Below are 19,234 nucleotides of genomic sequence, written 5' to 3'. Positions count from 1 at the left end.
CGTATCGCCTGCTCAGGGCTTGGGCAGGGCGTAGGCCACGACATAGTCGCCGCGGTCCGGCGTCATGCGCGCGCCGCCCGCCGAGACGACGACAAACTGGCGGCCGCTTTCAGGCGACAGATAGCTCATGGGCGTGGCCTGGGCGCCGACGGGCAGGCGGCTCTTCCACAGTTCCTGGCCCGTGGCGTTGTCGAAGGCGCGCAGGTAGTAGTCCTGTGTGCCGGCGTAGAACGTGAGGCCGCCGGCAGTGGCGAAGGGGCCGGCCAGCGAAGGCATGCCTATGGGCACGGGCAGGCTGGCGCGGATGCCGCTCACGCGGCTGTCTTGCACCGTGCCCAGGGGCACCTGCCAGGCGATGGTCTTGGTGTTCAGGTCGACTCCCGTGAGCGAACCCCACGACGGCTGGTGGCAAGGCAGGCCCAGGGGCGAATTGAACGCGCCCTTGAACGCCTGGTAAGGCGTGCCTTCCTGCACGTGGCGGCTCCAGCCCGCGTTCTTGGGCAGCTTGGCGAACTCTTCATCGGCCTTGTCCTGGGGCACCAGCCAGCCGATCTGCGGCATGCGCATGTCGTTGACGATCAGCAGATTGGTGCGGGGATCGACGGCCATGCCGCCCCAGTTCATGCCGCCGTAGTAGCCGGGGTAGATCAGGGTGGGCTCGGTCGTCAGGTGGGTGTAGGCGCCTTCGTACTTCAACTTCTTGAAAGCGATGCGGCAGGCCATCTGGTCGAACATGCTCGCGCCCCACATGTCCTTTTCCGTCAGTTGCATGGGCGCGATCTGCGGCATGCCCACCGACCAGGGCTGGGTGGGGGAGATGATGTCGCCGGCCTGCACGCGGGTGGGCGCGGCGCGCTCCTCGACTTCGGCCAGGGGCTTGCCGTCGCGGCGGTCCAGCAGGAACAGCTGGTGGGTCTTGGTGCCCAGCACCAGGGCCGGCGTCTTGCCGCCCTTGCCGTCGGGCAGATCGACCAGCGCTGGTGGCGTGCCGTTGTCATAGTCCCAGGTGTCCTTGTGCAGGGTCTGGAAGTGCCAGGCTTCGCGGCCGGTCGCGACGTTCAGTGCCAGCACCGTGGTCGCGTACTTGTTGGTCGCTTCGCTGCGGTGGCCGCCCCAGAAGTCGGGCGTGCCGTTGCCTATGGGCAGGTAGACCATGTTCAGCTGGGCGTCATAGGCGCCGCTGGACCAGTAGTTGGGCGTGCCCTTGGTGTAGGTCTGGCCGGCCGCGGGCAGCTTGGTGATGTCGGCGTTGCCCAGGTCCCAGGCCCATTCGAGTGCGCCGGTCTTGAGGCTGTAGGCGCGGATTACGCCCGAAGGTTGCTCGGTCTGCTTGCCGTCCCAGACCCAGCCGCCGATGACCACGCGGTCGCCGGCCACCAGGGGTTGCGACGTGGGCATGTAGTAAAAGCCCTTGTACTCGCCCAGGCCCGTCGACAGGTCGGTCGAGCCCTTGTCGCCGAAGCTGGTGCACTGTGCGCCGGTGTTGGCGTCGAGCGCGTACAGGCGGGCGTTCTTGGCGGAGGTGATGATGCGGGCATTGCACTGGCCGTCCGCCGACTTCATTTCCGCGGGCACTTCGTAGTACGCCACGCCGCGGCAGCGGTTCCAGGCCTTGGTTTCACCGGCTTGCGGGTCGAAAGTCCACTTTTCCTCACCCGTTTCGGCGTTCAGGGCAATCACCTTGTTCTGCGGAGTGCACAGGTAGACCGAGTTGCCTATCTGGATGGGCGTGTTCTGGTCTTCGTCAGCGCCGGTCGTGGCGGCACCCGTGCGGTAGGTCCAGGCCACTTGCAGCTGCTTGACGTTGTCCTTGTTGATCTGGTCGAAGGGCGCGAAGCGCGCGCTGTTGGCGTCGCGGCCGTAATGCGTCCAGCGGTTGTCCGTGCTGTTGGCGTCGGTCACGGCCGGCACGGCGTTGAGGATCTCGGTGGCTTTTTGCGCCGAGTTCTCGATCACGCCGTGGGGCTGGAATATCGCGATGCCGCCGGCGATGATGGCCACGATCTGCAGGCCTGCCACGGGCAGCGCCCATTTGGCCTGGGTGTTGATGGCGCGGGCCGCGAAGGCCGCGATCACACCCAGCACCACCAGCGGCGCCAGGCGGGGCATCAGGCCCCAGAAGCTGAGACCGACTTCGCTCAGCGCCCAGACGCAGGTGGCCAGCAGCACCGCAAAATACAGCGGCGCTGCCAGGGTGGCGCGCTTGAAGAACAACAGACCCGAGATGGCCAGGGCCAGTCCGGCAACCAGGTAGTACCAGGAGCCGTCGAGACTGGCGAGCTGCATGCCCCCGGCCAGCAAGACCAGGCCGACAAGGGCAATCACCACGCCGAAGACCGGCGGGAGCCATGCGCACCTGCCGGGAACTGTTGTTTTTTGTTTCATTTGAATATATTGGTTAACAGGTATCAGCCATTGTAGAAAGCCCGCGTCAATAGTACAGACCCTTTGTTTTTTGCTGAGGGTTGTCTTATATAAGATACAAGACTATTCAGCGGCATTGCCCGCGCATCGGCTGCCGGCGGTGATGCAAGTGCTTGTTTATGTTGATGATTCTCATTCCGCAGTCCATGCGGAAGCAAGCGAGCGGACGGTGCAAGCGAGCGATTCCTGCAAGAGGGACATGGTTTATTGCCTGCGCTGTGGGGGCGGGGCTGTAACAGGCATGCCCTGGTTTGCCGGTCCTGGCGGTGATGCCCGGCGAATGCGAAGGGCAGCGGGATCAGCGGCGCGGTAGCGGCGTTCAACGGTCCGGGTTCTGGAGGCCGTTCACCTGGGGCATCGCCGGCTTGGGCAGCGGCGAAAAAAATGGCCCGCACCTTGCGATGCGGGCCGGTCTCCTCCGCCCCGGTACATGCCGGGGGGCTCCTCTGTTGTCTGTTGATTCCGTGCGGTTGGCCTGGGCCTGGCAGGAAAGAATGCCATTGTAGGAAGTCGGAGCACTTGCTGCAGTACTTTTCTTTTTGATAAATGATGTCTTATATAAGACACAAGACTTTGTTGCGTGTGTGACCCACGGGAATGCGGGTGGAGGCACTGCAAGTGCTTGTTTCTGCAGGTGATTTTTGTGTTTCAGTAAATGCTGAAACGCTTGAATTGATGCTCTGGGGTTATATGCCTGAGAGCTGCCTGGGGTCAATGGCGTGTAAGAAACGGGTATTCCAGGCGGGCCCGAGGCCGCTCTGGCGCACCGGTCGCCTGCCGCCCGCAGATGTCTTTTGCATCGGCTGATGTGCTTGTGCCGACCCATGAATGCTGGCGGCGCCGCGCGGCAGCGTCTTACAGGATGACTGATAGTTCGTGACTATTATTTGACATTCTTGTTAGTTTTGAATTGATTCATCGGCGCTGGCGAAAAGGCCTGCGCTTGGGCGTGACAGGCGCCGGCGGTGCGCATGTTGCCGGGCTGCGGCGAGTCCCGTTGCCATCCCGTTGAATGTTCAATTCAAGAGACACGGAGCCAAATCACCATGCCCGCATACCGCCCATCGACCGTCGACTCCCTTCCCGCCTCCCGGGGAGGCGAGGCAAGTCCCCGTGCGCTCAAGCCGCAGCGCACTGCCGCCCAGCCAACCCATGCCAGCCTTTCCGCGGCGCTGTGGGAGATGATTCTTCACGAGCCCCGTGCGGCGGCGCAGGCGGCGCAACGCGGCACGGGCCGGCAGGCTTGGACGGAGTTCCCGCGCATCAGCGTCTTGCCCGCGCAGCCGGCGACCGCCAAACCTCGCGAGGCCGCGGCTCACGATGCCGTGTGGCGACCCCGCGCCGGGGCATGAAATGGCCAGCCGCCGGCAGCGCAGTCGCTGCCGGCGGCTGGATGGGGCGCGCAGCGGGGCTGCGGTCAGTGCCCGGCCGTGGAGGAAAACAGCTGGATCACCAGCACGCCGGCCAGGATCAGTCCCATGCCTATGAGGGCTGTGGCATCCAGGGCCTGTCCTTGCCAGAACCAGGCAATGGCCGAGACCAGCACGATGCCCGCGCCCGACCAGATGGCATAGGCCACGCCCGTGGGCACGGTGCGCAGCGTCAGCGACAGGAAGAAAAAGGCCAGGGCGTAGCCGACGGCCGTGATCACCGACGGCCACAGCCGGGTAAAGCCTTCAGCGCTCTTGAGAAACGACGTGGCAATCACTTCGCAGACGATGGCGATGGCCAGGTACAGATAGCTGATGGACATGGGCCAGGTCTTTCAGAGCGCGGGGTAGTCGCCCGTGCCTTCGGGCCAGGGGGTGAGCACTTCGAAGCCGGTCTCGGTCACGCAGACCATGTGCTCCCATTGGGCCGACAGAGACTTGTCGTTGGTGATCACCGTCCAGCCATCGCTGAGCTCGCGCGTCGCGGCCTTGCCGGCGTTGAGCATGGGCTCGATGGTGAAGATCATCCCGGGCTCGAGCTTGAGGCCCTGGCCCGGCTGGCCGTAGTTCAGCACCTCGGGCGCATCGTGGTAGATCATGCCTATGCCGTGACCGCAGTATTCCTGCACCACGGTGAAGCGCTCGCGCCGGGCCACGCTTTCGATCGCATGGCCTACGTCGCCCAGCGTGGCGCCGGGACGCACGGCGTGGATGCCGGCGCGCATGGCCTCATAGGCGGTGCGCACCAGGCGCTTGGCCTGGGCGCGCGGCTCGCCGACGCAGTACATGCGGCTGGTGTCGCCAAACCAGCCGTCCTTGATCAGCGCCACGTCGATGTTGACGATGTCGCCGTCCTTGAGGATGTCCCGGTCCGACGGAATGCCGTGGCAGACCACATGGTTGATCGAGGCGCAGACGGTCTTGGTGAAGCCGTGGTAACCGATGTTGGCCGGAATGCAGCCGAGTTCGTTGACGATGTAGTCGTGGCAGATCTTGTCGAGGTCATTGGTGCTGACGCCGGCACGCACATGGGGCGTGAGCATGTGCAGCACCTTGGCAGCGAGGTGGCCGGCCTGGCGCGACTGGGCAATGTCCGACAGCGTGTGGATGGGGGTCTGGCGCCTCATTGCGACACTCCCGTGCTCGGGCGGCGTGCGCTGCCTTCGACGGCGGCTTGCAGCGCGAAACCTGCGGGCCCGGTCTGCTGGATCAGCAACTGGCAGATGTCCGAATAAGTCAGCTGGGGCTGGAGTTCGGCCATCATGCCGACTCGCATCCAGTGCTCGGCCTGGGCGTTGATGGAACGGCTCAAGGCCGTGCTGGCGGTGCGCACGCTGTCATGCAGTGCGTCTGATATTTTGACAATTCCCATGGCGGCATTATACGTTTCATTACGTTTCATTACGTTTCGTATATTGCTGACCCGTCCGTTGCGGTTTCCTGCGGTGATCACAGCAACCATTCGATAGGCAGCCAGCCCAGCAAACGCAGCCAGCCACGCTCCAGCCAATGCGTGCCGGGCTCCTGGTGGAAGACCGCTGGCGGCTGGCCCACGCCGCTGCGCCATTCGATGCGGCCCTGGTCATCGAGCAGCACGCGGTAGCTGCGCTGGGGAATCTGCTGCGCGAACGCCTCCGACACCTGCTGCGCCAGCGGAGGGCTCTCGATCACGAAGCCCAGCTCGGTGTTGAGCAGGGCCGAGCGCGGGTCGAAGTTGAACGAGCCGACGAAGATGCGCTGCCCATCGACGGCAAAAGTCTTGGCATGCAGGCTGGAGCCCGAGCTGCCCAGGGGGCTCAGCGAGTGTTCAGTCCCGGCGGCACCGCGCAGCTCATACAGCACCACGCCCTGCTCGAGCAGCGCGCGGCGCCATTTGGCATAGCCGGCGTGCACCACGGCCACATCGGTGGCTTCGAGCGCATTGGTCAGTACGCGCACCGCGACGCCGCGCTCGCGCAGCTGCGCAAAGGCTGCGACGCCGGCTTCGGTCGGCACGAAATAGGGCGAGACCAGGTCCACCGACTGCATGGGCTGGCCTATGACCAGGGCCAACTGCGCCATCAGCAGCCCTTCGCGACTGGCCTGGCGCAGACCCTTGGCCGGGTCGTCGCTGACCATGCGCACGGGCGACCATTCCAGCGGCAGGCGGCCTTGCAGCAGTTCCTGCATGAACGGGGCCTGGGCCACGGCCTGCTGGTAGCGCTGTGCGGCCGGTGACGCGGTGGCCTGCGCGAGTTCGATCTGCAGGCGCTGGTTGACGGCCGGGCTGTTGGCGGGCAGCAGCGCGTCCACCGGGTAGGAAGAGTCGCTGGCCCAGTAGCGGTCGAAGTCCTGCGAGACCTGGGGCACGATGGCGCCCACGGCCAGGATGTCGAGGTCGGCGAACAGCACGCCATCGGTGGCGCCGAAGTATTCGTCGCCGATGTTGCGGCCCCCGACCACCGTGGCCTGGTTGTCAACCGTCAGCGACTTGTTGTGCATGCGCCGGTTGGCGCGCGCGAAGTCGGTGACATAGCCCAGGGCCTTGGGGCGGCGCAGCACCATGGGGTTGAACAGGCGTACTTCGATCAGCGGGTGCTGGTCGAGGCGGCTCCACTGCGCATCCAGCCCCGAAGTGCCTACGTCATCGAGCAGCAGGCGCACGCGCACGCCCCGGTCGGCCGCGGCCTGCAGCTCCTGGATCAGCAGGTCGCCGGTGGTGTCGCCGCGCCAGATGTAGTACTGCACGTCGAGCGTGCGCTGCGCGGCGCGGATCAACAGCGCGCGCGTGGCAAAGGCTGCCAGCGGATCGGACAGGGCATGGATGCCGCTCAGCCCGGGATGGCCCGCGACCTGCGGCGCGAGGGCCTGGCCCAAGCGGGTCTGCTGCGCCTCGGCGACCGGCAAGGCAGCGCTGACCGCGCGATCGGCCAGGGGCGGCAGGCTGCAGGCGGTCAGCAGGCTGCAGGTGAGCAACGCAAGCATGCGGGAAAAGAAAGTTGGCACGTTTCAGTGATCCATTCTTAGAAACTGGCGTGACCCAGGCCAGGGGCAGCGAGCAAGCGCCGCCGCGCAGCGAGGCTGCCGCCCCTGGCCGGGCACCCCCCTCCACCGCAGGTTGAGAGGGGGAAGCGGGGGCCGGCCATCCGGCGCCAGCCGCTCAGGGGGTGCCTCCCATAACCCGGCCTTCGCGCCGGGCATCGGAGCCGCCAAACCACAGCGGCGTGCCGTGCGCGCTGCCGCGCATGATCATCTGCAGGCCGCTGGTCATTTCCCTTTCCTGCACGGCGCCGCCACGCGCTTTGAGGGCTTGCACGGTCGCGGCGGGGAAGCGCTGCTGCTCCAGCAGCAGGGGCCCGCCGGTGTTGGCGAAGTTGGGCAGGTCTATGGCCTGCTGGGGCATCAGCCCCCAGCGCAGCACGCCATAGAGCGCCTTGGCCGTGTAGTGAATGATGTGGGCGCCGCCGGGGCTGCCGGTCGTGGCCAGCAACTGGCCCGTGGCCTGGTCGAACACCAGCGTCGGCGCCATGGAGGAGCGCGGGCGCTTGCCGGGCTGCACGCGGTTGGCCACGGGCTGGCCGGCGGCGTTGCGTGGCATGAAGCTGAAATCGGTGAGCTGATTGTTGAGCAGAAAACCGCCGGGCCGCGCTAGGCCGGGCCCCGCCGGGCCGGGCCGCGTCGGGCCGCTGCCGGCGCTGGTATTGACCATCAGCCGCGAACCGAACTGGGCTTCTATGGTGGTGGTCAAGGCCAGGGCATTGCCCCGGGCGTCGACGATGCTGATGTGGCTGGTGCCGTATTCGGGCTGCGGCAGCATGGGGGCGTACGACACGCGCGCGGGGCGTGCGGCCGGCTGACCGGCCGGTGCCGAGGCCATGCTGTGCGGGCCTATCAGCCGGGCGCGCTGGGCCAGGTAGGCGGGATCGAGCAGGCTGAGCCATTGGCCCGCCGGAGGCTGGACGAAATCCGGGTCGGCCAGGTACAGCGCCCGGTCGGCATAGGCCAGCCGAGAGGCTTCGCTGTAGTAATGCAGCCATTCGGCGCTGGGCAGGCCGTCGCCGTCCAGCGGCAAGGCATGGGCCGGCGTGTGCCGCAGCATGCCCAGGATCTGGCCGATGGCAATGGCGCCCGAGCCCGGCGGCGGAAAGCCGCACAGGCGCACGCTGTACGGGCTGGCGGGCGTGCCTATCTGCTGTTCATGGCACAGCGCGCTGCGCTGGCGTGGCTGGTAGGCGGCCAGGTCGGCCAGTGACAGCGTGCCCGGGGCCGTGGGATGGGTTTGCACGGCATGGACGATGGCCTGGGCCGTGGGGCCTTCGTGCAAGGCGCGCGAGCCCTGGGCGGCGATGCCGCGCAGCACATGGGCCAGTTCGGGGTTCTTCAGCAGATGGCCGACCGGCCAGGGTTGGCCCTGGGCGTCGTAGAAGTACTGGCGCGCCACGGGGTCGCGCGCCAGCAGCGGATCCTTGTACAGCAAGGTGTTCAGGCGCGGGCTGACCGCAAAGCCGCGCTCGGCCAGATCGATCGCGGGCTGGAACAGTTGGGACCAGGGCAGGCGGCCGTGTTCGCGGTGGGCCTGTTCGAGCATGCGTACCGCGCCTGGCACGCCGACCGAACGGCCGCTGGCCGCGGCTGCGTTGAATGGCAGGGCTTGGCCGTCGGCCTGGAGAAAGAGATTTTCGGTGGCGCCCGCGGGCGCGGTCTCGCGGCCGTCGTAGGCCTGGACCCGGGAGCCCTGGGCGTGCAGCAAAAACGCGCCGCCGCCTATGCCGCTCGACTGGGGCTCGACCAGGGTCAGCACCATTTGCACGGCAATCGCCGCATCCACGGCCGAGCCGCCCGCGCGCAGCATGCGCACGCCGGCCTCGGTGGCCAGCGGATGGCCGGAGGCGACCGCAAAGTCGCGCATGGCCGAGCCCGGTTGCTCGCTCAGGCCCGAGGCGGCCTCGGGCTCGGTGGCGGCCAGGGTGGAGTCCGCAAGGCTGTCGGGCGGATTCTCGGGGGAAAGGTGACTGCAGGCCGTCAGGGCCGCGGCCACGGCGGCACTTGCAGCAAGTGCCGCGCGCCGCCAAAAGATCCAATGCTGGGGCTGGGGCGCGCACGGCGGCATGGCATTACCTCATGGCAAGAATTTGACGAACAACTGGATCATCGCAGCATTCACGATATCGATGAAGAACGCCCCCACCATGGGCACGATCAGGAACGACTTGTGCGACGGACCATACTGGTTGGTGATGGCCTGCATGTTGGCGATGGCCGTGGGCGTGGCGCCCATGCCGAAGCCGCAGTGGCCGGCGGACAGCACGGCGGCATCGTAGTTTTTCCCCATCACGCGGAAGGTCACCAGGCTGGCGAACAAGGCCATGGTCAAGGTCTGTGCCAACAGGATGATCATCAGCGGCCCGGCCAGGCCGCTGAGTTCCCACAGCTTGAGCGACAGCAGGGCGATGGCCAGGTAGACCGACAGGCCGACATTGCCGAACAGGTCGATGGCGCGGTCGAAGACCTGGAAGTTGAACAGGTAGTTGAGCGTGTTGCGCAGCACCACGCCGCCGCCCAGTGCCCAGACAAAAGTCGGCAGCTGGAAGAAGGTTCCCTTGGAGAACGCCGTCATGAACTCGGCAAAGCCCAGGCAGGCCGCGAACAGGGCCAGCGTCTCTATGGCCGCCTCGGTGGTGATCAACCGTACTTTCTGCGGGTTCTCGAAGTTCGCGTCGTCAGGCGCGGAGGCCGTCGCCTCGGCTGCGGCGGGGTTCGTCAGCCGGTAGCGCGTGATCAGCCCCTTGGCCAGCGGGCCGCCGATCAGGCCGCCGATGACCAGGCCGAAGGTGGCGCAGGCAATGCCCAAGGTGATTGCGCCTTGCACGCCGTGTTCGTTTTCCAGCACCAGGCCCCAGGCACCGGCCGTACCGTGGCCGCCGAGCAGGGTGATGGAGCCGGCGATCAGGCCGATCAGCGGATCCAGACCCAGGGCCGTGGCCAGGCCTATGCCCACGGCGTTCTGCACCAGGATGAAGACGGTGATGACGCACAGGAACAGCACCAGGCCGGCTCCGCCTTCGCGCAGCTTGGCGAAGTTGGCGCTCAGACCGATGGACGCGAAGAAGATCAGCATGAAGCCGGTCTGCAGGTCGCTGTTGAACGTGAAGGAATAGCCGGTGAATTCATGGATGCTGAAAATCACCGCGGCCGCAACCAGGCCGCCGGCCACGGGTTCGGGGATGTTGAAGTCACGCAGAAAACGGATCTTGTGGACCAGGTATTTGCCGACCAGCAGCACCAGGGCTGCGCAGATGAGGGTGTAGTAAGTACTGAAATTCAGTTGCATGCGGCGTCCGAAGGCGAGACGAATGAAAAGCGCGGCTGACGGCCTGTCGGTTGTCAGCGGCTGGGGCTGAGCTCGGTCAGGCGCGGGTTGAGCGCACGCTACTAGGGGGTCCTTTGTGTCTTGCGGCCGGGGGCGGCAGAAGCAAAGGCACAGGTGTTGTCTGAACAGGCCGGTGTCGGGCCCGCACCAGGCCCGGGGATGGGCGATGGCGCAAATGCTTGGACGAGGGGGCCACCCGAGGAGGGGTGTGGACGGCGCGCAGTGTAGCACTCACTTTGTAGGAGATCGCGCCGCAAGGCCCTGGACGTTTCAGGGCCGAAGGCCGCCGCCTGCGCTGGCGGCTTCTCTGTCATCGCTGGCGCGCATGCCTATGAAACTGGCGCGCCCCAGCAAGGGGGCAGCGAGCAAGCGCCGTCGCGCAGCGAGGCTGCCGTCCCCCTCCACCGAAGGATGAGAGGGGGAAGCGGGGGACGGCCCCTGCCGCAAAGCCGCTCAGGGGGCTCTTATCTCGTCAGTACCAGCTTGCCCATGACCGCGCGCGAGCCCATGCGCTCGTAGGCGGCGGGCAGCTCGGACAGGGGCATGGTGGAGTCAATCACGGGCTTGATCTTGCCTTGCTGATACCACTGGACCAGTGTGGCCATCATGGCTGCGTTGGCCTTGGGTTCGCGCCGGGCAAATTCACCCCAGAAGACGCCGACCAGGGACGCGCCCTTGAGCAGGGCCAGGTTCCAGGGCAGGGCCGGGATGGGGCCGGCGGCAAAGCCGACCACCAGGTAGCGGCCACGCCAGGCGATGGAGCGGAAAGCGGGCTCGGCCAGATCGCCGCCCACCGGGTCGTAGACCACGTCCGGGCCCTTGCCGCCGGTCGCGGCCTTGAGGGCTTCACGCAGGTCGGTGGTGCTGTAGTTGATGGTGGCATCGGCGCCCAGCGTGGTGCACAGCGCGCATTTTTCGTCGCTGGACGCGGCCGCGATGACGCGTGCGCCCGCGGCCTTGGCAATCTGGATCGCCGCCGTGCCTACGCCGCCGGCCGCACCCAGCACCAGCACGGTTTCGCCGGCCTGGAGCTGGGCACGGTCTATCAGTGCGTGGTGGGAGGTCGCGTAAGTCATGATGAAGGCGGCAGCGTCGACCAGCGGGAAATCCGCGGGCAAAGGCAGGCACATGGCCGCGGGTGCCAGCACATGGCTGCCGAAGCCGCCGGTGCCGGAAAGGCAGGCGACGTTCTGTCCCACGGCCAGGTGCGTGACGCCTTCGCCCAGGGCGCGGACCACGCCCGCGTACTCGGATCCGGGCACGAAAGGCAGGGGTGGCTTGATCTGGTATTTGTTCTGCACAATCAGGAGGTCGGGGAAATTCAGGCTCGCCGCCTTGATTTCCACCAGTACTTCACCGGCCTTGGGCGCGGGCGTCGGCATTTCCGTCCATTGCAGGGAATCGACGCCGGTAGGCGTGGTACACAGCCAAGCTTGCATGAAAGTCTCCTGTTGTTTTCTTCCCGGGAATGATAGAAGCGAGTGCCTGGCCAGGCTTGTCCCTCCCGCGACCGGTCGACTGGCGCCTACAATCCGCTGCATTGTGTCGAGAACCCATGAAAATCCTCATTTCCAACGATGACGGTTATCAAGCGCCCGGTCTGGTGGCGCTTTATGAATCGTTGAAGACCATTGCCGATGTGGAGGTGGTCGCTCCTGAGCACAACAACAGTGCCAAATCCAATGCCCTGACCCTGCATTCGCCCCTGTACGTGCACCAGGCAGCCAACGGCTTTCGCTACGTCAACGGCACGCCCGCCGACTGCGTGCACATCGCGCTGACCGGCTTGCTGGGCTACCGTCCCGACCTGGTAGTGTCGGGAATCAACAACGGCGCCAACATGGGTGACGACACGATTTACTCCGGCACCGTAGGCGCGGCCATGGAGGGTTATCTGTTCGGCGTGCCGTCCATCGCGTTTTCCCAGGTGGACAAAGGCTGGACGGAGATCGAAGCTGCGGCTTCCAAGGCCAGGGAAATCGTGCAGCAGATGCAGGCCCAGCAACTGGTGGGCGAGACGCCCTGGCTGCTCAACGTCAATATTCCGAACATGCCGCTCGCGGCCCTGAGGCCGCTCAAGCTATGCCGCCTGGGGCGCAGGCATGCGGCCGAGCGCGTGATCACCCAGGAAAGCCCTCGAGGAGATGTGATGTACTGGATCGGTAGCGCTGGGGCGGTCAAGGACGACGCCGAAGGCACGGATTTTCACGCCACGGCCCTGGGCCATGTGGCCATGACGCCGTTGAAAGTCGACCTGACGGACCACGACAACCTGCGCTACTGGGCGCAGACGGCATCACGCATGCTGGATCCGGACCAGGGAGGGCCTGCGCCGTGACGCAACGCCGACCTGGTTTCCCTTCCTGGATCGCTTCTTCGGCCAGTCCTTCCGCCGTGTCCGCGAAAGCCGGCCAGGGGCAGGTGCCGCGTGCGCCCGCGCCCATGCACGTGCCCCTGGGCGTGGGCATGGACTCGATCGCGGTACGCAGTCGCATGGTGCAACGGCTGGCGCGCGGCGGCGTGACGTCGGAAAAGGTACTGCAGGCCATGTCCAGCGTGGAGCGCCACCATTTTGTCGACACCGCCCTGGTCAATCAGGCCTATGAAGACACGAGCCTGCCCATAGGCCTGGGCCAGACGATTTCCAAGCCCAGCGTGGTCGCGCGCATGACCGAGCTGCTGCTGGGCGCCGAATGCGCGCAGGGCGGTCTGGGCCGGGTGCTGGAAGTCGGCACCGGCTGCGGCTACCAGGCGGCGGTGCTGGGGCGCGTGGCGCGGGAGGTCTACTCCATAGAGCGCTTGCGTGGCCTGCATGAGAAAGCGCGCAACAATCTGCGTCCGCTGCGGCTGGCGCATGTACACCTGCTGTTCGGCGATGGCATGCTGGGCTATGCCCAGGGTGCGCCCTATGCAGGCATCCTGGCGGCGGCGGGTGGCGAGTCCATTCCCGACGCCTGGTGCGAACAATTGGCCATGGGCGGCAGGCTGGTTGCGCCCATGGGCAACGGCGCTGGCGGCCAAAGTTTATTGGTAATTGACAAAACGCCGTACGGGCTTAAAAGGACGGTTCTCGAGGCAGTGAACTTTGTCCCTCTAAAATCAGGTATTGCCTAAAAGGGATTGCTTATGTTGGTATCGCGAAGTCTTGGGGCTTGGGGATCTGTGCTGCTCGCGGGGTTTGTCCTGGCCGGCTGTGGTTCACAAGTGAACAGGGCTCCAGTGGAAGATCGAGGAACCGCATCGTCAGCGGGTTCCGTGTCGTCGGGTGTGGCTGCCAAGCCCTTGCCGGGTGCGGAGAATGCGGGCAAGCCGGGTTACTACACCGTCAGGCCTGGAGACACGCTGATCCGTATCGGATTGGAAACCGGCCAGAGCTGGAAAGATATTTCCCGCTGGAGCAACTTGGAAAACGCCAACCTGATCGAGGTAGGTCAGGTGCTGCGCGTGATTCCTCCGGCTTCCGCGGTGTCGTCGTCCGGCTCGACGGACTCCGGCAATGGTCGCTCGGTGGCGCCCGTGGTGATTGGCGGCGCAACGACGCCCGCCACGCCTGCTCCCGCGGCCACGGCTACGCCTGTCACGCCCAAGCCAGCTGCGTCCGCGCAAACCGGCTCCGACGATGACATGGGCTTCATCTGGCCTGCGTCGGGCAGCTTGATCGCGGGCTTTGACGAGTCGCGCAACAAGGGTTACGACATCGGCGGCAAGGCCGGCGATCCCGTGCTGGCGGCGGCCGATGGCCGGGTGGTCTATGCAGGCGCAGGTCTGCGCGGCTACGGCAACCTGATCATCCTCAAGCACAACAACACCTATCTGACGGCCTACGCGCACAACCAGTCCTTGCTCGTCAAGGAAGACCAAAGCGTGCGCAAGGGACAGAAAATCGCCGAAATGGGCAGCACCGACGCCGACCGCGTGAAGCTGCACTTTGAAGTGCGTCGCCAGGGCAAGCCTGTCGACCCTTCGCGTTACCTGCCTTCGCGCTAAAGCCTGAGAGCCGCAGGAGCTATGCCGGATGGCCGGCGGCCCTGCGAACACTGTTTACGTTATGAATCAATTTTCTCTGGAGTCGGACTCGTCCCTCAGCGAGGAGTCTGGCGCACCGGAAGAAGAAATTCTGGAATCGCGCCAGGCCCGCGTGGGGATAGAGCAGCACGGCCAGCGCCTGGACCTGGCGCTGTGCGCGCTGGTGCCCGAGTTTTCGCGCAGCTACCTGCAGCAACTGCTGGCGCTGGGCGCGGTGCAGGTCAACCAGCGCGTGGCGGAAAAAGCCTCGCTCAAGGTCAAGGCCGGCGATGCGCTGGTGGTCGAGATGCGCCCCACGCTGCAAAGCCAGGCCTTCAAGCCCGAAGCCCTGCCCATCGACGTGGTCTATGAAGACGAACACCTGCTGATCGTGAACAAGGCGCCGGGCATGGTGGTCCATCCCGCGCCGGGCAACTGGAGCGGCACGCTGCTCAATGCCTTGCTGGCCCGCGATCCCCGCGCCGCCCATGTGCCGCGCGCGGGCATCGTCCACCGCCTGGACAAGGACACCAGCGGCCTGATGGTGGTCGCGCGCGACCGCGCCACCATGGACGCCTTGGTGGCGCTGATCGCCGCGCGCGATGTCAGCCGCAAATATCTGGCGCTGGCGCACAAGCCCTGGCTGGGCGCCAAGACCTGCAGCGTGAACCGGCCCATAGGCCGCGATCCGCGCAACCGCCTGAAGATGGCGGTGGTCGATCTGGGCCTGCATGCGGGCAAGACCGCGCAGACGGATTTCGCGCTGCTCGCCGGCTGCGACGAAGGCGCGCTGGTGCAATGCACACTGCACACCGGCCGCACCCACCAGATCCGGGTGCATATGGCCTCTATCGGTCACCCGCTGGTGGCCGACAGCGTCTACGGCGGCCATCCGGCCGCGGGCATGCAGCGCCAGGCCTTGCACGCTTTTCGTCTGGCCTTTGTGCATCCCATGACCGGCAAGTCGCTGGAATTCCATGCGCCGCTGCCGGCCGATATGCAGGCAGCCTGTGAATTTTGGCGACTCAGCTACAATTGACGCCAGGTCAGTCCGGGGTGAGCCGCGTGAGCGCCACGCCCTGAGAACGTGTTGACGACACGTTCTGTAGAAGCTGCCCACACTTGAAAGCGCTTTTCGCTTTCCCCCTTTAGCCCCTGCACCGGGGCGCGTTATCCCGAGTCGCTGCACCATGAATACGGTCGATGCCAAACGGGTTCTGGAAACTGCACTGATATGCGCGCCGCTGCCGGTCTCCCTGCGAGACCTGCGTGCGCTGTTTGACGATGCACTCGGGACCGACACTGTCAAAAACCTGCTCCTGGAACTGCAAGAAGACTGGGCGTCGCGCGGCGTGGAGCTGGTGCAGGTTGCTTCCGGATGGCGGTTTCAAAGCCGTCCGGAAATGCGCGTTTACCTCGATCGACTGCATCCGGAAAAACCCCCGCGCTATACACGGGCGGCTCTGGAGACGCTGGCGATCATTGCCTACAAGCAGCCCGTGACCCGCGGCGATATCGAGGATATCCGTGGTGTCACCGTCAACAGTCTGCTGATCAAGCAGTTTGAAGACCGCGGCTGGGTGGAGGTCATAGGCCACCGGGAAACCGTGGGTCGACCGGCGCTGCTGGCCACGACGCGGCAGTTTCTGGACGACCTGGGCCTTCGGTCCCTGGACCAGCTGCCGGCGACGCAAGCTGGCGTTGCGCAGCAAGAGCTGTTCAAGGCGCTGGACCAGGCGTCGTCCATGCCGGAGCCCGAAACGGCGCAGGCAGTGGAGCAGGTGGAAGAGGGCGTGGAAAAGGGTGACGCGGTGCTGGAAGCAGCTTCGGATAACACCACGGGCCTGGATGGACAAAGTTCGCTTTTGCCCCAGGTTTGAATGGAATGAACAGGGTCTCGCAGTGATGCGACACAGGAAAATATGATGAATGAATCGACGGCGGATAAAGACGGCAACCTCAACGCGGTGCCTGATGCAGACGCAAGCCAGGAAGCGCATCCCGCAACGCGCCCCGCAGCGCGCCAGCGTCCCCAGCCACGCCAGCGCCCCGAGCAGGTCAAGGGCGCGTTCGGCAAGGGCCCGCGCCGTGCCACGGCGATCAAGCCCACGCCCGTGCCTGTGCCCGCGCCAGTGGTCGAGCCCCTGGCGGGCTTCGATTTTGCCGATGTGGTGGCCGGTGAGCTCGACGCTCAGGAGCTGCTGCCCGAAGACACGACGCCGGAAAAGCGCGTTCTGACGCCCCAGGCCGATTCGCCCAAGCTGCACAAGGTGCTGGCCCAGGCCGGCATGGGTTCGCGCCTGGAAATGGAAAAGCTGATCCTTGAAGGCAAGATTTCGGTCAACAAGGAACTGGCCCATGTGGGTCAGCGCGTGCAGTACGGCGACCAGATCACGGTCAACGGCAAGCCCATCCGCTTTCGCATCGAGCCGCCTGAGGCGCGCGTGCTGGCGTACCACAAGCCGGCCGGCGAAGTCGTCAGCCATGACGACCCGCAAAACCGCCCGACCGTGTTCCGTCGTCTGCCGCGCCTGCACCAGGGCAAATGGCAGTCCATCGGCCGCCTCGATCTGAACACCGAAGGCCTGCTGCTGTTCACCAACTCGGGTGAGCTGGCCAACAACCTGATGCACCCGCGCTTCGGCCTGGAGCGCGAGTACGCCGTGCGCGTTCTGGGCGCGCTGAACAAGGAAGAAAAGCAGCGCCTGCTCGACGGTGTGAAGCTCGAGGACGGCGAAGCCTCCTTCGGCTCCATCGAAGACGGCGGCGGCGAAGGCGCGAACTGCTGGTACCGCGTGACGATCTCCGAAGGCCGCAACCGCGAAGTGCGCCGCATGTTCGAAGCGGTGGGCCATGCGGTCAGCCGCCTGATCCGCATCCGCTACGGCGCCATGCTGCTGCCGCGCGGCCTCAAGCGCGGCGCGTTCATGGAACTCGACGAGAAGGACATCCAGGCCCTGCGCCAGGCGGCCCGCATCCCGACCGAGATCCCGGAAGGCGAAGGCGCAGAGCGCGCGCCGCGTGGCGCGGGTCGCCCGGCCACACGCGGTACCGGCCGTCCGCCGAATCCAGAACGCAAGGGTGGTGGCATTTTTGCCGCACGCACGGCAGCGCCGCGCGCAGGCCGCAAGCCTACGCAGATGAGCGAAGTCCAGGCCGATCCGCTGAAGACGGGACCCGGCTTCATCGGTCAGGACAGCCTGTCGCGCGCCCGCAAGGAAGCCAAGCGCGCCACGGCCCAGCGCCGCGGGCGCCGCTGAGCGGTCGCCGCTGAGCGCGAGCGCTGACAGTCCCCGGTGGAGAGTCAGGTGTATGCCCGAGATCGCTAGAATGGTGGGTTTTGTTCTTATGGACAAAAATTTTTAATACCCTCAAGGAAAATCAAATGGCTATCGAACGCACACTCTCCATCATCAAGCCCGACGCAGTTGCCAAGAACGTGATCGGTCAGATCTACGCTCGTTTCGAAGGCGCTGGCCTGAAGGTCGTGGCTGCTCGCATGATGCACCTGTCGCGCCTGGAAGCTGAACAGTTCTACGCTGTGCACGCTGCCCGTCCTTTCTTCAAGGACCTGGTCGACTTCATGATCTCCGGTCCCGTGATGGTCACGGCCCTGGAAGGCGAAAACGCGATTCTGACGAACCGCGAACTGATGGGCGCTACCGACCCCAAGAAGGCTGAAGCCGGCACGATCCGCGCTGACTTCGCCGACAGCATCGACGCCAATGCAGTGCACGGCTCGGACGCTGCAGAAACCGCCGCGGCAGAAGTTGCTTTCTTCTTCCCTGGCCTGAACATCTACTCGCGTTGATCGCGTAGACGCTGCGCAGCGGGAGCCCTCGGGTTTCCTCGCTGCCGGTGTCTTGCGGCCGGCGTGGACTCGCATGCCGATATGACTACTAATCTTCTCGAATTTGATCTCGACGGACTGAGCGCCTACTGCGAACAGCTCGGCGAGAAGCGTTTCAGGGCTACGCAGCTGTTTCGCTGGATACACCAGCGCGGTGCGAGTGACTTTGAACAAATGAGCGACCTCGCCAAGTCCTTGCGCGAGAAGCTCAAGACGCGCGCCTGCGTCACGGCGCTGCCTGTGATCACTGAACATGTGTCCCAGGATGGCACCGTCAAATGGCTGTTTGATGTGGGCGGTGGCAATGCGGTCGAGGCCGTGTTCATCCCCGAGGACGACCGTGGCACGCTGTGCATTTCGTCCCAGGCCGGCTGTGCCGTGGGTTGCCGCTTCTGCTCCACGGGCCACCAGGGCTTCAGCCGCAACCTCACCACGGGCGAAATCGTCGCCCAGCTGTGGTTTGCCGAACATTCGCTGCGCAAGCGCCTGGGCAAGAGCGAGCGCATCATCTCCAACGTGGTGATGATGGGCATGGGCGAGCCGCTGCAAAACTACACGGCGCTGGTGCCGGCGCTGCGCGTCATGCTTGACGACCACGGCTACGGCCTGTCGCGGCGGCGTGTCACCGTGTCCACCTCGGGCGTCGTGCCCATGATGGACCGCCTGGGGCAGGACTGCCCCGTGGCCCTGGCCGTCTCCCTGCACGCGCCTATCGACGTGCTGCGCGACGATCTGGTGCCGCTCAACCGCAAATACCCTATCGATGAGTTGTTGCAGGCCTGCCAGCGCTACCTCGAGCACGCGCCGCGGGACTTCATCACTTTCGAATACTGCATGCTCGACGGCGTCAATGACCAGCCCGAGCATGCCCGCAAGCTGATCGAACTGGTGCGCTCGTACGGCAACGGCCGGCCCTGGTGCAAGTTCAATCTGATTCCGTTCAATCCGTTCCCGGCCTCCGGTCTGCTGCGTTCGCCGGCGGCCCAGGTGACCGAGTTCGCACGCATCCTCACCCAGGGGGGCCTTGTGACCACGGTGCGCAAAACGCGCGGTGATGACATCGATGCCGCCTGCGGCCAATTGGCCGGAGACGTCCAGGACAGGACGCGCGCCGCGGAGCGCATGGCAAAACGTCGGACAATCGCGATTACTCCTTCCTCCTGAAGGGGCCTAACA

Annotated in this window: 16 protein-coding genes; 8 read left to right on the top strand and 8 right to left on the bottom strand. The window is 65.5% G+C overall.

Annotation, left to right across the window (positions count from 1 at the left end; all coding sequences use genetic code 11):
- Positions 1 to 12 precede the first annotated feature (12 nt).
- The 8 genes from N0K08_RS01295 to N0K08_RS01260 form a co-directional block, all read right to left on the bottom strand.
- Positions 13 to 2,328 carry a membrane-bound PQQ-dependent dehydrogenase, glucose/quinate/shikimate family gene (locus N0K08_RS01295; protein WP_261498181.1) on the bottom strand — a complete coding sequence of 772 codons (2,316 nt, stop codon included), beginning with the start codon at positions 2,326 to 2,328 and terminating at the stop codon, positions 13 to 15.
- Between the two features lie 1,513 nt (positions 2,329 to 3,841).
- Entirely contained in the window at positions 3,842 to 4,177 is a 336-nt protein-coding gene (locus tag N0K08_RS01290; protein ID WP_261498180.1) for an SMR family transporter, read from the bottom strand.
- A gap of 12 nt (positions 4,178 to 4,189) precedes the next feature.
- Complete coding sequence (gene map / locus N0K08_RS01285; protein ID WP_261498179.1) at positions 4,190 to 4,981, bottom strand: type I methionyl aminopeptidase; 792 nt, start codon at positions 4,979 to 4,981, stop codon at positions 4,190 to 4,192.
- Positions 4,978 to 5,226 (bottom strand): ParD-like family protein, encoded by a 249-nt coding sequence (locus N0K08_RS01280; protein ID WP_261498178.1) that lies wholly within the window; start codon positions 5,224 to 5,226, stop codon positions 4,978 to 4,980. Before N0K08_RS01280 ends, map begins: the two co-directional genes overlap by 4 nt.
- A gap of 77 nt (positions 5,227 to 5,303) precedes the next feature.
- Positions 5,304 to 6,818 (bottom strand): phospholipase D family protein, encoded by a 1,515-nt coding sequence (locus N0K08_RS01275; RefSeq protein WP_261498177.1) that lies wholly within the window; start codon positions 6,816 to 6,818, stop codon positions 5,304 to 5,306.
- Positions 6,819 to 6,993: 175 nt separating this feature from the next.
- Positions 6,994 to 8,943, bottom strand: a complete 1,950-nt coding sequence (locus N0K08_RS01270; protein WP_261498176.1) for a gamma-glutamyltransferase family protein — start codon at positions 8,941 to 8,943, stop codon at positions 6,994 to 6,996.
- Positions 8,944 to 8,952: 9 nt separating this feature from the next.
- Positions 8,953 to 10,164: a sodium/glutamate symporter gene (gltS, locus tag N0K08_RS01265; protein WP_261498175.1), complete on the bottom strand. Its 1,212-nt coding sequence runs from the start codon at positions 10,162 to 10,164 to the stop codon at positions 8,953 to 8,955.
- 503 nt (positions 10,165 to 10,667) lie between these two features.
- Positions 10,668 to 11,642 carry an NADPH:quinone oxidoreductase family protein gene (locus N0K08_RS01260; protein WP_261498174.1) on the bottom strand — a complete coding sequence of 325 codons (975 nt, stop codon included), beginning with the start codon at positions 11,640 to 11,642 and terminating at the stop codon, positions 10,668 to 10,670.
- A 116-nt stretch (positions 11,643 to 11,758) separates the two neighbouring features.
- On the opposite strand from N0K08_RS01260, the gene surE reads away from it, so the two are divergent.
- From surE to rlmN, 8 genes are all read left to right on the top strand, one after another.
- The gene (gene surE, locus N0K08_RS01255; RefSeq protein WP_261498173.1) at positions 11,759 to 12,541 is read left to right on the top strand and encodes a 5'/3'-nucleotidase SurE; all 783 of its coding nucleotides are present in this window, start codon (positions 11,759 to 11,761) and stop codon (positions 12,539 to 12,541) included.
- 104 nt (positions 12,542 to 12,645) lie between these two features.
- The gene (locus N0K08_RS01250; RefSeq protein WP_408642891.1) at positions 12,646 to 13,317 is read left to right on the top strand and encodes a protein-L-isoaspartate(D-aspartate) O-methyltransferase; all 672 of its coding nucleotides are present in this window, start codon (positions 12,646 to 12,648) and stop codon (positions 13,315 to 13,317) included.
- A 12-nt stretch (positions 13,318 to 13,329) separates the two neighbouring features.
- Positions 13,330 to 14,190 (top strand): peptidoglycan DD-metalloendopeptidase family protein, encoded by an 861-nt coding sequence (locus tag N0K08_RS01245; protein ID WP_261498171.1) that lies wholly within the window; start codon positions 13,330 to 13,332, stop codon positions 14,188 to 14,190.
- Positions 14,191 to 14,251: 61 nt separating this feature from the next.
- Positions 14,252 to 15,247, top strand: coding sequence for an RluA family pseudouridine synthase (locus N0K08_RS01240; RefSeq protein WP_261498170.1), 996 nt, complete (start codon positions 14,252 to 14,254; stop codon positions 15,245 to 15,247).
- A 151-nt stretch (positions 15,248 to 15,398) separates the two neighbouring features.
- On the top strand, positions 15,399 to 16,088 hold the full coding sequence (scpB, locus tag N0K08_RS01235; protein ID WP_261498169.1) for an SMC-Scp complex subunit ScpB: 690 nt from the start codon (positions 15,399 to 15,401) through the stop codon (positions 16,086 to 16,088).
- A gap of 45 nt (positions 16,089 to 16,133) precedes the next feature.
- A complete protein-coding gene (locus N0K08_RS01230) occupies positions 16,134 to 17,468 on the top strand; it encodes a pseudouridine synthase (RefSeq protein ID WP_261498168.1) in 1,335 nt (444 codons plus the stop codon).
- A 125-nt stretch (positions 17,469 to 17,593) separates the two neighbouring features.
- Entirely contained in the window at positions 17,594 to 18,019 is a 426-nt protein-coding gene (ndk, locus tag N0K08_RS01225; RefSeq protein WP_261498167.1) for a nucleoside-diphosphate kinase, read from the top strand.
- A gap of 81 nt (positions 18,020 to 18,100) precedes the next feature.
- A complete protein-coding gene (rlmN, locus tag N0K08_RS01220; protein ID WP_261498166.1) occupies positions 18,101 to 19,222 on the top strand; it encodes a 23S rRNA (adenine(2503)-C(2))-methyltransferase RlmN in 1,122 nt (373 codons plus the stop codon).
- Positions 19,223 to 19,234: the final 12 nt, after the last annotated feature.

This window comes from Acidovorax bellezanensis (assembly GCF_025421555.1).
Classification (GTDB): domain Bacteria; phylum Pseudomonadota; class Gammaproteobacteria; order Burkholderiales; family Burkholderiaceae_C; genus Comamonas; species Comamonas bellezanensis.
Note: the sequence above shows the minus strand (reverse complement) of the source record. Positions and strands in the feature narration are given on the sequence as shown.